Raw genomic sequence first — 12,289 nt, 5'->3', positions numbered from 1 at the left:
CGTTTCATGCCACAGACCCATCCACGTGAATCTGCACCCGGCCCTTACTGCATCGCTCGACCCTGGCCTGGACCCGATAGACCTGCTCCAGCATGGTCGGAGTCAGGGTGTGTTCGGGCGTGCCAGCAACATTCAGGCGGCCACGTTCGAGCACCATGATTTGATCGGCCCAGCGCGCCGCCAGCCCTAGATCATGGAGGACCACCACGACTATTCGGCCCTGATCGGCCAGTTGGCGGACCATGCTCATGACGTCGTTTTGATAGCGCAAGTCCAGCGCACTGGTGGGTTCGTCGAGCAGCAACAAACGTGGCTGGCGAATCACCGCTTGAGCGAGGCTGACCATTTGCCGTTGTCCGCCGGACAGGCTGTCCAGTGGTTGCAGCGTCAGATGCAGGATGCCCAGCTGTTCCAGAACGGCGCAGGCCTTGTTTTGCTGCTCCTTTGCGTTGCCGACCATGGCCAGCGAATCACCGCCGCGCAAGGCGCCGAACAATGTCTCCAATACGCTCAAAGCAATGCCGTCGGGCAAGGTCTGGGGCATGAAGCCCAAAACGGCGGCACGTTCGCGACGCTTGCAGCGCAGCAGATCTAGCTCACCCAGGCGAATATCACCCGTCGCCGACAACAGCCCGGCAAGACTGCGCAGCAGGGTCGACTTGCCTGCACCATTGGGGCCGACCAGTGCTACGACTTGACCCGGTGCAATGTCCGGCAGGTCAATGCCGTGCAACACCGTGCTGCGTTTATAGGCAACGGTCAGATTGCGTACCTGCAACTGGCTCATGTCCGGCCTCGCTTGAGAATCAGGCTCATGAACAACGGCACACCGACCACGGCGGTCACAATGCCGATAGGCAGCACCACGCCCGGAATCAACTGTTTGCTGACAATGGCCGACAGCGACATGATCAGCGCGCCCATCAACGCGCTGACCGGCAGGAAGAAGCGGTGATCTTCGCCGATCAGCATGCGGGCGATGTGCGGTCCGACCAGCCCGATAAAGCCGATGGTGCCCACGAAGGCCACTGCGGTAGCCGCCAGCAGACTGATACGCAGCAATGCTCCCAACCGCAGACGAGCGACATCGATGCCCAGCGTTGCGGCACGCTCATCACCCAGACGCAACGTGGTCATCTGCCAAGACGCCCGCAAGCTGAACGGCAACACCAGAAAAAACACCACGGCCAGCGTCTGCACCGCCGGCCAACTGGCGCGACTCAGGCTGCCCATGCTCCAGAACACCAGTTGTTGCAGAGCATCCGCCGAGGCCAGGTATTGCAGCAGCGCAACCATGGCGTTGAAGCTGAACACCAAAGCAATGCCAAACAGCACCAGTGACTGCACGCCGCCGGTAAGGCTGGCGACGGCCTGTAACAACAACACCGACGCAAAAGCGAAGATGAACGCATTGGCGGTAATCAGCCAACTGCCAGGCACGCCGGGTATGCCCAGGTCCAGCACAATGGCCAGCGCCGCGCCGAAGGAGGCTGCCGATGAGACGCCCAGGGTAAACGGACTGGCCAGCGGGTTATTGAGGATGGTCTGCATCTCGGCCCCGGCCAGCGACAACGCCGCACCCACCAGCACGGCCATCAGCGCGAAGGGCAGGCGCAGTTCGCGGACGATCACCTGAGTATCGGGATCAACGCTGGCTGGATCGAATATCGCCAGCAAAACCTCGCTGGCGGCGAACCGGGTAGTGCCCAACGTGATGTCGGACACCAGACACGCCAGCAAAGTCAGCACCAGAACGCCACAGATCCACAGGCGTTTACGCAGGATTTTGCTATAGGCGACCTGCAGTGTTTCGGCATTCAGGGCGGGTTGCGAACGACTCAAAATTTCGCACTCACGCTGGCGATGAACGAGGCGGGCGCGCCTGCGTAGTTGCCGTCAGTACCGGCCGCGGTTTCGATGTACTTGCGGTCCGTCAGGTTGCGGCCTTTGAGGGACACACGGATGTTCTCGTCGATGTCGTAAAACACGCTGGCGTCTATCCGGGCGTAGCCGCCCACATCGTAGCTGTTATTGATATCGCCCTGACGCTCGCCCACGGCAATGACGCCAGCACCGAAGCCCAGACCTTTCATGGGGCCATCTTGTAGCTGGTAGCTGGACCAGATCGAACCGCTAAGTATCGGCACGCCGTCCAGGCGGTTGCCGGTTTCGATTGTCGTGTCCTTGGTGACTTTTGCGTCCAGGGCGCTGACGTTACCGATGATTTCCCAGCCATCCAGTGGTGTGCCGCTGACATCCAGTTCAACGCCGCGCACGCGTTGTTCGCCGGTCTGTACCGAGTAGTTGTCGTCTGTGGGATCGGTTGCCGCCACGTTCTGCCGGGTAATTTCAAATACCGACAATGTGGCGCTAAGGCGGTCAGGGATCAGGTCAAACTTGGCGCCGACCTCATATTGCTCACCTTCCTCCGGGTCCAAAGTACTGCCGTTGCGCTGGGTATCACTCTGCGGAGTGAAGGAAGTGCTGTAGCTGGCGTAGAGTGCCAGCCAGTCAGTGGGCTGATACACCAGGCCCAGGCGAGGTGAAACCCTGGACGGGTCCAGGTTGGTTTTAGTGACTTCGTAGTCCGCATCAGTGGTCGTATTGCGCTGCCGCGTATCGTCGTAACGCGCACCCACGATCAGCTTCCACTGTTCACTCAGATCGATCTGATCCTGCAAATAGAAGCTGTAGGCTTCCAGTTGATAATCGGTTTCCTCGTTGAATGAGAACGCGCCGGGCTGGGCGCCGTAGACCGGATTGAAAATGTCGATCGAACCCAATGTTGCTCGATCCGTAGCCACGTTGCGCTTGCCGTCGATGTACTCGAAACCTGCCAGGGCTGTGTGCTTCAGGCCGCCAGTGGCGAAGCGGGCAAGGGCTTCGAACTGCATGTCCAGTGTCTTGATGCGCTCGTCGCCATCGGTTGCACGACGAGCAAGGGTGCGGTTGTCGTCCTCCAGGCCGCGCAAATCCACTACATAACGATTCTTGTGGGACTGATCCCAGCGGGTCATCTGGCGCAGGATCAGCCAGTCATTGACATCGTGCTCGGCGCGATACCAGACCGACACTTTATCAGCCTTGTCCCGTGACCAGGGCTCGTGCAGATAGCGATCGGCGTTCATGTTGATCTTGCCGTTGACCGGGATCAGCCCGCGGTCGAAAGGGCTGGTCTGGTTAATGTACTCCAGGCCCGCATCCACACGCGTCACGTCGCTGGGTTCCCAGCGCAGGGTCGGCGCGACATAGGTGCGCTTGCTGTCGCGGAACGTATCGCGAAACCCGCGCTCCGTCTGAGTCGCGACCGTCATGCGTCCGGCGAGGGTTTTGGCTTCGTCCAGTGGGCCGCTGGCGTTGGCCTCAAGGCGATAGAAGTCATAGGAGCCCACCTGCGCCTTGACCTCGGCCTCCGGAGTGAAGCTTGGCTGGCGGGTCACCAGATTGATCAGGCCTCCCGGATTGCCACGGCCGTAGAGCACCGACGCCGGGCCTTTGAGCACTTCGACACGCTCGACATTGGCCAGATCACGCAGCGCTTCCGGGCGCGACACCAAGGGGTTGATCAGCATGCCGTCCACCGCATAGGTGGTGGCTTTGAAGCCGCGAATAATGAAGCTCTCGGAAGAGCCGCCATGGCTGTTGCCACGTTGCACGCTGCTGACATTGGTCAGGGCATCGCCAAGGTTATTGACCTGCTGGTCTTCAATGACCTGACGCGAGACCACCTGGATGGATTGCGGAACGTCGCGCAGGGCCGTGTCAGTCTTGGTCCCTGTGGCGCTACGGGTTGCGCGATAACCCTGTACCGGGCCGTCTGCGTGTTCGACAAAACTTGTGGAGGTAATCGTCGAAGGCGCGAGGTTGATTGAGCCGCTGGCAGGCTGCGCGAACAACAACAGCGTACGGTCGTCAGTCAGCGACCAGCCTAGACCTGAGTCTCTGAGCAGCTGCGTCAGCGCTTCGCGTTCGCTGAGTTCGCCACTGACTGCCGGTGCGGTTTTGCCGTTTGCCAGTGCCGCGTCGAAACTCAGCTGTAATTTATTCTGTCGAGCGAATTGTGCCAACGCCGAAGCCAGCGGCTGCGCGCTCATGCTGTAGCGGTTGGTTCGCGGACTTTCAGACGCTTCGACGGCCCAACCGTTGCCCATTGGCAGGATGATGAGCAGGGCAAGAGACGGCAATGTAGGTAAGCGCGACATCATTACAATCCTTCATACGTCTTGATTACGTTTGCGAAAAATTCTCAAACTGATGATCAAAGACGTAGCCCTTCGGGATTTTTTTCAAGGTCGTGGGAAAAAATAAAAAAAACTGAGCGTGCACGTTTATCAACAGATATTTGAGCTGTAGGAGTGCACGAGCACCGCGAGGCCGCGATAGCGGTGTATCAGACAGACCGCCATCGCGGCCTCGCGGTGCTCGTGCGCTCCTACAGGCCAGGGAAAACACCATAGTCACTTGCATCTGCACGATTAACGCGCAACCTTAGCCGCTACTGTTTGTGAGCTCCAAACAATACCAATGATCGCGGGGCATGAATGGACCGTTTTGATGCAATGCTGGCATTTGCCCGGGTCGTGGAAGCGGGGAGCTTTACCAGGGCAGCTGACACGCTGCACATGAGCAAAACCACTGTGACCCAACTGGTGCAGCAGCTGGAAGCCAAACTGCGGGTCAAACTCCTCAATCGCACCACGCGCAAGGTCAATGTGACTGCCGACGGCGCGGTGTACTACGAACGTGTGGTACGGCTGCTGGCGGACCTGGATGACGCAGAAACAAGCCTTTCAAGCGCGGCGTCATTGCCCCGGGGGCGGTTGCGAGTGGATGTGCCCAGCCCGCTGGCCAGAATGATTCTGATGCCGGCACTGCCGGACTTTCATGCCCGATACCCGGATATACAAATCGATATGGGCGTCAGCGATCGCAAGGTTGATTTGATTGGCGAGAACGTCGATTGCGTTGTACGCGGTGGCGAACTCACCGATCAGTCACTCATGGCGCGCCGTGTGGGTGACTTGCAGCTTGGGGTGTACGCCGCGCCAGCTTATCTGCAGCGTCTCGGCACTCCAGCTCACCCTCGCGAGCTTGAAGAGTCTGAGCACCGGATCGTCGGCTTCCTGTGGGCGCGCACCGGTAAAGCCTTGCCGTATACCATGCAGAACGGCGCCGAACGTCTGACTATCAATGGTCGCTACGTGTTGGCGGTGGACGATGGCAACGCGTATCTTGCGGCTGGTCTGGCAGGGATGGGCGTGCTTTGGCTGCCGGACTACATGGCAAAAGAGCACGTAGCAAGCGCAGAGTTGATTCGATTGTTCGAGGGCTGGCGCATGGAACCCATGCCGCTGTATGTGGCGTTTCCGCCAAATCGGCACATCAGCATCAAGGTCCGGGTATTCATTGACTGGGTTGCAGAGCTGATGGCTCAACACGGTCCGGTCGCCGACCGCTACGCCATCGATGAGACGGAGAACCGGGCGACATGACTGAGCGACGTCAATTCAGCGGTGGCATGAAAGGCAAGAATCTTCGCTATCTTGGAGATGACTCGACGGCTTCAACCCGTCAGGCAAAAGCGGGATTTTTGCTGCTCGAACATTTCTCGCTTCCCGCATTCACCCAGGCGCTGGACACTATCATCACTGCAAACCTGCTGCGCCCCGGCTTGTTTGCGACCTGCACCTTCGGGCTGCAGGAGGGAGAAGTGATCAGCGACCTGGGGCTGGTCATTCGCCCTGATTTCCGCCTGACATCGGACGGGATAAAAGGTCTGGATTTGCTGGTTATCTGCGGCGGTTACCGGACCGAACTCAAGCATTATCCTGAGCTGACAGCGTTATTGAACTCGGCGGCAGAGCAGGGTACGGCGCTTGCGGGCTTGTGGAATGGTGCGTGGTTTCTGGGTATCGCCGGTTTACTCGACAGTTATCGTTGCGCGATTCATCCGGAACATCGTCCCGCCCTGGCTGAAGTCTGCAAAATCACTCATGTCACCAGTGAGCCGTTCGTGGTGGACCAGGACCGCCTGACTGCCGCCAGCCCATCGGGCGCCTTTCACATGGCGCTGGAGTGGATCAAGACGCTGCATGGCAAAGCGCTGGTCGAAGGCATCGAGGACATTCTTTCTTTTGAAGAGTCCCGTTACCGGCGCATCAAGACGTCTGCGCATCTGTCGGTCAGTGCGCCGTTGCGTGAGGTGGTGAAGCTGATGGATGCAAACCTGGAGGAACCACTGGAAATGGAACAACTGGTGAAGTATTCCGGTCGCTCTCGTCGTCAGGTCGAGCGTTTGTTCCGGGAACAACTGGGTACTACGCCGCAGCGCTATTACCTGGAATTGCGCATCACTGAAGCCCGACGTCTGCTACAGCACACAGAGATGTCCCAGGTGGAAGTGCTGGTCGCCTGCGGATTCGTGTCGCCCAGTCATTTCAGCAAGTGCTACAGCGCATTCTTTGGTTACCGGCCATCCAAAGAGAAGCGACTGGTTCGCTAGTGCTGCTATCACTCAATCTGAAAATCAACCCTTGCTGTGCTCTGAGGAAGTTGGGGGAATAGCCACACCGCGAGGTCCGGTAATGCCCCAGATGACAAGCCCGACAAAGGGAAGGACTACAATCAGGATTGCCCAGCCCAGTTTAGTGCCCGAACGTTTGGTACTGCGATACACGCTAACGATCGCCCATAGATCCAGCAGCACGATGATTAGCACCGCACCGATTACAAATAATGAAACTTCCATTGGTTGCTTCCTTGTTATCGGTGGAGAACAGTCATGCTGATAAAGCACCACTGTTCTGCTGGCCCGGATTTGAGTTACTCGGCGGCATTACCACCGTGAGCTTTTGCCAAGGTTTTGGCATGTTCCAGATGCTTCTTCAGATCCGGAAGCATTTTGCTCGCAAACGCCTTCAGATCAGCGTCTTTACCCTCATTCACTTCTTTCTCGAATAACGCAATGGTTTGCTCGTGTGCCATCAACTGGTTGTTGGCGTAGGCCTGATCAAATGATTTGGCACCCCGCAGATCAAGAATCATGGCCTTTGCCTTGTCCATCAGCATAGCCTCATCGGACACCTCGAGTTTCTTGCTCGCAGCGATTTTGGCGAGCTCCTCGTTGGCCTTGGTGTGGTCCTTGATCATCATGTCGGCAAAGCTTTTTACATCGGCAGATGTGCCTTTCTCTTGCGCGAGTTTGCCCGCCTGGATTTCCGCGACACCTTTGGCCGAGGCGTCTTCTACGAAATCGTCGTTATCCTGGGCGGCAAAGGCATTCAGACTTGCTGTAGCAATCACGAAAGTCAGTGCTGTGTTTCGAACTAAACGAGACATTTAATATTCCTTTTGCATGATGATTAATTGTTTTTTTCAGCTCTCGTAGTTGTGATGCAGAGGGGGAGTTAAAGGTTCAGCTTAAATGACGGCAGGGTAAATCAACTCGATGGGTGAGTTTGTTTGTTCGTGCGAGGCATTCATTTGAATGGATAGAGGGCAAAGAAGGATTACGATCCTTGGGAAAATCATGCCGGGTTTGTAAATAAAAAACCCTCGCGGCGTCACGTCGCACGCCAAACGTATGGATCAAGCAAGAATGACTCAGCCCGGGCGGCTTTCCGAAGGCGGGGCGGCTTCGTACTTGCCCCAGATGCGCCGTAAATGTCGCGCCGAGCCAAACCCGGCGCGCTCGGCTATCGCTTCCATATCCAGTGTCGATTCGGCCAGCAGTTCACGGGCGACGCTGACACGCAGTCGGTGCAGATAATCAAGCGGGCTGATACCTGCGTGTTCATGAAATAACCGCGCCAGATGTCGGCTGCTGGTACATGCCAAGCTTGCCATGCGGGTGACACTCCAGTCGTCACACGGCGCTGCGGTGATTGCGTCCTGCACACGATGCAGCGCCGGGTGCAAATGATTGCGTCCGGCAATCCATGGCGATAATTGCGGGTCCGCGCCGCCCCTGCGCATGTACACCACCATATCCCGCGCTACTGAGCAGGCCAGGTGTGGTCCAGCCATCTCGGCGACCAGATGCAACATCAGGTCGATACCGGCGGTGACGCCAGCGCTGCAACTGATCGGACCGTCGGTGACATAAAGCCGGTTCTCAAGCACGCGCGCCTTGGGGGCCATGGCCTGCAACGTTGCGCACAGTGAGTGATGAGTCGTGCATTGCCGACCCTCTAGAAGACCCGCTTTAGCGGCGGTCAACGCCCCTGCGCAGATGCACACAAGCCGGTTCCCCGACGGTGCAAATACCCGCTGCAACCAGTCGGTAACCACCAGACTGGCCTGCTCGAACTGAAGCTGCCGGGCGGGTGTTGTCGCGGAGGTTGAGCCCACCAGTACCACCAATGTCCCAGGCACGAGGAAATCAGGCAGTGGTGCCAAACCGGCGAGTGGCAAGCCAATTGAAGACTGCAGCGACGCAACCGGGCTGACGTATTGCAGATCAACATTCAGCGCCGACTCGCCTTCACTCTGCGCGGCAAGTCGCAACACTTCCGCCGGGCCTGCCAGATCAAGCATCAGCACATTGGGCAACAGCACAAACAGCACCGGAGTGGTCATCGTTTCAACCTGCGAGCACCTGATCGACCGTCACGATTCGGGCAAAGCGATCTTCCAGCACCAACTCGGTACGCTCGCGGATCTCTGCGGGGCTGTAAGTGCGGCCGCTGCGTGCGTGAGTCATGGGAAAGGTCAACGTCGCCTCGCTGACGAAGTCCACGGCAAAGCCGCTGTCCGAGGCCTGCCGTGTAGTGGTTTCACAACACTGCTCAGTGCGGATGCCGCTAATGATCAGTGAATTGATATTTCTTTCGGTCAGCCACGCGGCTAGCGGCGTACCAGCGAACGCGCTGTGAAAACGCTTTTGAATCACCACATCCGGGTTGATGGACAGTTCGTCCAGGGTTTTCACGTGACCTGACGCCAGAGAGAAGTGTCCCTGCGCTTCGACGTGAAAGACTTGTACCACGGGGATGCCTTGCTGGACACATCCGTCAATCAACGCTTGTTGATTTTTCAGGTAAACGGGCAGGTCAGTTTCGGACCAGTAGGCGGAGTGACGAAACGAGTGCTGTACATCAATGACGATCAGGGCTTTTTTGCTCATGGTCTATTTTCTGTGCTCTGTAAGAGTGGTTCAAGCGATGCCATGGTAAGCACAGAGGGGTGTAGGCAATAGACAAGGCGCGGACCAATGCAGGACGGTTTCGGACATCCCGGCTTTTAATTTGGATGCTCGGCGCGTTTGTTCCGTCGGCAACGCTCCGAACAGTAGCGGACTTCATCCCAGCAGCGTGCCCACTTCTTGCGCCAGGTGAAGGGCAGCCCGCAGACGATGCAGGTTTTTACGGGCAGCTCATTCTTTTTCAATGCAACTCCTGTTCAATAAATGTAACTACCTGATTTGGAATGCTTTTCTTTAGGAGCGCGCTTGCCCGCTATTCGGTGTGTCAGTCGATACATATATATCGGCTGTGCTGACGCTATCGCGGGCAAGCGCGCTCCTACAGGCCCTGTGCTTAACAAACGATGTGCTTTAAATCATCTCCCCGGCATCCAGCCTGGCAAGCAGCATCTCGCCACGCTGCCAGAGGGCTTCCTGTTTCGATTCGGCCATGCGGTCAAGGTTTTTGTAGATCATGCCCATGCGCTGATTGCCGCGCAAAAGGTCGCTGTGACGCATCAGAAAGTGCCAGTAAAGCGAGTTGAAAGGGCAGGCATTATCAGCTGTGCTTTCAGTCACTTTATAAGCGCAGTCACCGCAGTAGTTAGACATGCGTTTGATGTACTGGCCGCTTGCGCAGTAGGGTTTGGAACCGAGGTAACCACCATCGGCATGCATGACCATGCCCAGGGTATTGGGCAGCTCGACCCAGTCAAAGGCATCCATATAGATCGCCAGATACCACTCGCATATTTGCGGGGGCGCAATGCCGGCAAGCAGCGCGAAGTTGCCGGTCACCATCAGCCGCTGAATATGATGCGCATAAGCGTATTCCAGGCTTTGACCAATGGCCTGGCTCATGCAATTCATCCTGGTCTTACCCGTCCAGTAAAATTCCGGCAGCGGCCTGCTGTTACCGAATGAATTGCCGCTGGCGTAGTCCGGCATCTTCAACCAGTAGACGCCACGCACATATTCACGCCAGCCGATCAATTGGCGAATGAAACCCTCGGCGGCATTCAAGGCAATGCTGCCCGACCAATAGGCCGACTCCACATCGCTGCACAGCTGACGAAGGTCGAGCAGGCCGATATTCAGCGCGGCGCTGATTCGTGCGTGGAAAAGGAAGGGCTCATCGCTGGCCATGGCGTCCTGATAGTCGCCAAAACCGGCCAGCCCGTAATCGAGAAAATACTCCCACAGAGACTGGGCCTCGGCATGTGTCACCGGATAATCAAAGTTCTCCAGAGCACCGTAGTGACTGGAGAACCTGTCCCGAACCAGCGTAATGACGTCCTGCGTGATTGCATCGGTAGAAAAGCGTGCCGGGTAGGGCGCGCGCACGTTCCTGGGCAACGCCTTGCGGTTTTCCGCGTCGAAATTCCAGGCGCCACCGACCGGGGTGCCGTCTCCGTTGATCAACAGTCGGCTTTTGCGGCGCATCTCCCGGTAGAAGAACTCCATCCGAAGCTGTTTTTTGCCTTGGGCCCAGTCAGAGAATTCGCCACGGCTACAGAGAAAACGCGTGTCGCTGTGCCACTGGATCTCTAAGCCACACGCCTTGATCGAGTGTTCGAGACGCCAGTCACCAGTCTCAGTCAGGTGAATTTCTTTCGGCTGCAGCGATGAGTACCAGCGATGCAACTCGGCCGGCACCGACCCGGTGTTCTCTGAGTCATCAAGCCGGACGTAGTACACACTGATACCACGCGCTTTCAAGGTCTCGGCGAAATGCCGCATGGCACTGAAGATCAGTGTGATCTTCTGTGGGTGATGGGGCACATGGCTGGCTTCCTCCATGACCTCGACCATCAATACGGCATCGCGTTCGGCGTCCAGCTCAGCCAGCGAAGCAAGGTCAAAGGACAATTGGTCGCCCAGCACCAGACACAATCGGCGAACCGCACTCATCAACGCATCTCTCTGTTCAAAACGTCTTTCCTGATGGCTGTAAGCCGAAGTGATGCAAAAACCTGTACCAATGTAAATTCTTGTACAAGTATTTCATAGGTATTTGTGAGTATGGCCGTTCAGCGTATTTGGGAAACGAACTGAAGAAAAACCGAACACCTCAGTTCACAGGCACTCGAAAAATGTAGACACCGATTCAAACTCATTTAAGGAACAGCCCCATGCGACCGCAAACTTCGTTCATCTTCGATCTGGACGGCACGCTTACAGACAGCGTTTATCAAAACGTTGCAGCCTGGAAAGAAGCCCTGGACTCTGAGGATATTCCCCTCGCGATGTGGCGCATCCACCGCAAGATCGGCATGAGTGGCGGGCTGATGCTCAAGACCTTGTCGAGAGAAACCGGGCTGGATATCAGCGAAGCGCAAGCCAAACGACTCAGCGAAAAGCACGCGCAAGCCTACGAGCGGCTTCAGGGCCAGATCATTGCACTGCCCGGTGCCGTAGAGCTGCTTGATACACTCAGCCAGGACAACCTCAAGTGGTGCATTGCAACCAGCGGCGGGATTGATACGGCGACGATCAATCTGAAAGCACTGAAGCTGGACATCAACAAGATCAACATCATCACCCGCGATGACGTGAAATACGGCAAGCCCGATCCGGACCTGTTCCTGGCCGCAGCGGAAAAACTGGAAGTGCCTATCGAGGAATGCCTGGTGATTGGCGATGCCGTCTGGGACATGCTTGCTGCACGCCGCTGTAAAGCCACCGGTATCGGCTTGCTATCAGGCGGTTATGACATTGCAGAGCTTGAACGGGCAGGGGCGTTGAGGGTGTATGAAGACCCACAAGACCTGCTTGAACATCTGGACGAGATCGCCTCGCGGCCGTGACAGACGGGGTCAGGCATTTAACTGAGGCAGCGGCTACCGATTGTCGCTGACCTTATGCAGCCGGAAGGGGTTGGAGGAAGCCTGGCCTATCCGCCGTTTAATGAGTCCAGCTCCTATCAAACGAAATATTACTACCTGATTTGCAACGCCTTTTACTGTAGGAGATCCCCCCGTCGTCCAGCAGCCGCGCTGTCGTGCAGCGAACATGGGACCTGTAGGAGTGAGCCTGCTCGCGATTTCGGTTTATCAGTCGGTGAATAGATTGCCTGTGCTGACGTAATCGCGAGCAAGCTCACTCCTA

The 12,289-nt window shown here is 57.1% G+C and carries 12 protein-coding genes; 3 read left to right on the top strand and 9 right to left on the bottom strand.

From position 1 onward, the window contains the following. Positions 1–4: 4 nt before the first annotated feature. The 3 genes from CKW31_RS07485 to CKW31_RS07475 are packed head-to-tail and all read right to left on the bottom strand — an operon-like array spanning position 5 to position 4,202. On the bottom strand, positions 5–787 hold the full coding sequence (locus tag CKW31_RS07485) for an ABC transporter ATP-binding protein (RefSeq protein ID WP_095093736.1): 783 nt from the start codon (positions 785–787) through the stop codon (positions 5–7). Then, on the bottom strand, positions 784–1,842 hold the full coding sequence (locus CKW31_RS07480) for an iron ABC transporter permease (protein ID WP_218192138.1): 1,059 nt from the start codon (positions 1,840–1,842) through the stop codon (positions 784–786). Before CKW31_RS07480 ends, CKW31_RS07485 begins: the two co-directional genes overlap by 4 nt. Continuing rightward, on the bottom strand, positions 1,839–4,202 hold the full coding sequence (locus CKW31_RS07475) for a TonB-dependent receptor (protein ID WP_176469819.1): 2,364 nt from the start codon (positions 4,200–4,202) through the stop codon (positions 1,839–1,841). The genes CKW31_RS07480 and CKW31_RS07475 overlap by 4 nt, the downstream gene beginning before the upstream one ends. 339 nt (positions 4,203–4,541) lie before the next feature. Between CKW31_RS07475 and CKW31_RS07470 the strand changes: the two genes are divergently transcribed. After that, positions 4,542–5,492: a LysR family transcriptional regulator gene (locus CKW31_RS07470; RefSeq protein WP_095093733.1), complete on the top strand. Its 951-nt coding sequence runs from the start codon at positions 4,542–4,544 to the stop codon at positions 5,490–5,492. Further along, on the top strand, positions 5,489–6,502 hold the full coding sequence (locus CKW31_RS07465) for a GlxA family transcriptional regulator (RefSeq protein ID WP_095093732.1): 1,014 nt from the start codon (positions 5,489–5,491) through the stop codon (positions 6,500–6,502). Before CKW31_RS07470 ends, CKW31_RS07465 begins: the two co-directional genes overlap by 4 nt. 24 nt (positions 6,503–6,526) lie before the next feature. Here the strand turns inward: CKW31_RS07465 and CKW31_RS07460 are convergent, their stop codons facing one another. The 6 genes from CKW31_RS07460 to CKW31_RS07435 form a co-directional block, all read right to left on the bottom strand. Continuing rightward, positions 6,527–6,748, bottom strand: coding sequence for a PLD nuclease N-terminal domain-containing protein (locus tag CKW31_RS07460; RefSeq protein WP_095093731.1), 222 nt, complete (start codon positions 6,746–6,748; stop codon positions 6,527–6,529). 74 nt (positions 6,749–6,822) lie between these two features. Beyond that, on the bottom strand, positions 6,823–7,338 hold the full coding sequence (locus CKW31_RS07455) for a DUF4142 domain-containing protein (protein WP_095093730.1): 516 nt from the start codon (positions 7,336–7,338) through the stop codon (positions 6,823–6,825). A 264-nt stretch (positions 7,339–7,602) separates the two neighbouring features. After that, positions 7,603–8,577, bottom strand: coding sequence for a GlxA family transcriptional regulator (locus CKW31_RS07450; protein ID WP_095093729.1), 975 nt, complete (start codon positions 8,575–8,577; stop codon positions 7,603–7,605). Between the two features lie 4 nt (positions 8,578–8,581). Beyond that, complete coding sequence (locus CKW31_RS07445) at positions 8,582–9,124, bottom strand: cysteine hydrolase family protein (protein ID WP_095093728.1); 543 nt, start codon at positions 9,122–9,124, stop codon at positions 8,582–8,584. A gap of 116 nt (positions 9,125–9,240) precedes the next feature. Then, positions 9,241–9,387 carry a DUF2256 domain-containing protein gene (locus CKW31_RS07440; protein WP_095093727.1) on the bottom strand — a complete coding sequence of 49 codons (147 nt, stop codon included), beginning with the start codon at positions 9,385–9,387 and terminating at the stop codon, positions 9,241–9,243. Positions 9,388–9,553: 166 nt separating this feature from the next. After that, a complete protein-coding gene (locus CKW31_RS07435) occupies positions 9,554–11,092 on the bottom strand; it encodes a cryptochrome/photolyase family protein (RefSeq protein WP_095093726.1) in 1,539 nt (512 codons plus the stop codon). A gap of 221 nt (positions 11,093–11,313) precedes the next feature. On the opposite strand from CKW31_RS07435, the gene CKW31_RS07430 reads away from it, so the two are divergent. After that, positions 11,314–11,988, top strand: a complete 675-nt coding sequence (locus tag CKW31_RS07430) for an HAD family phosphatase (RefSeq protein WP_095093725.1) — start codon at positions 11,314–11,316, stop codon at positions 11,986–11,988. Positions 11,989–12,289: the final 301 nt, after the last annotated feature.

It is taken from the genome of Pseudomonas sp. Irchel 3A5, assembly GCF_900187575.1.
GTDB classification, from domain to species: Bacteria; Pseudomonadota; Gammaproteobacteria; order Pseudomonadales; family Pseudomonadaceae; genus Aquipseudomonas; species Aquipseudomonas folii.
Note: the sequence above shows the minus strand (reverse complement) of the source record. Positions and strands in the feature narration are given on the sequence as shown.

Coding starts and splice junctions, on each gene's coding strand:
- CKW31_RS07445 (WP_095093728.1), bottom strand. CDS start 9,124: ATGAGCAAAAAAGCCCTGATCGTCATTGATGTACAGCACTCGTTTCGT.
- CKW31_RS07430 (WP_095093725.1), top strand. CDS start 11,314: ATGCGACCGCAAACTTCGTTCATCTTCGATCTGGACGGCACGCTTACA.
- CKW31_RS07455 (WP_095093730.1), bottom strand. CDS start 7,338: ATGTCTCGTTTAGTTCGAAACACAGCACTGACTTTCGTGATTGCTACA.
- CKW31_RS07465 (WP_095093732.1), top strand. CDS start 5,489: ATGACTGAGCGACGTCAATTCAGCGGTGGCATGAAAGGCAAGAATCTT.
- CKW31_RS07450 (WP_095093729.1), bottom strand. CDS start 8,577: ATGACCACTCCGGTGCTGTTTGTGCTGTTGCCCAATGTGCTGATGCTT.
- CKW31_RS07435 (WP_095093726.1), bottom strand. CDS start 11,092: ATGAGTGCGGTTCGCCGATTGTGTCTGGTGCTGGGCGACCAATTGTCC.
- CKW31_RS07470 (WP_095093733.1), top strand. CDS start 4,542: ATGGACCGTTTTGATGCAATGCTGGCATTTGCCCGGGTCGTGGAAGCG.
- CKW31_RS07475 (WP_176469819.1), bottom strand. CDS start 4,202: ATGTCGCGCTTACCTACATTGCCGTCTCTTGCCCTGCTCATCATCCTG.
- CKW31_RS07485 (WP_095093736.1), bottom strand. CDS start 787: ATGAGCCAGTTGCAGGTACGCAATCTGACCGTTGCCTATAAACGCAGC.
- CKW31_RS07460 (WP_095093731.1), bottom strand. CDS start 6,748: ATGGAAGTTTCATTATTTGTAATCGGTGCGGTGCTAATCATCGTGCTG.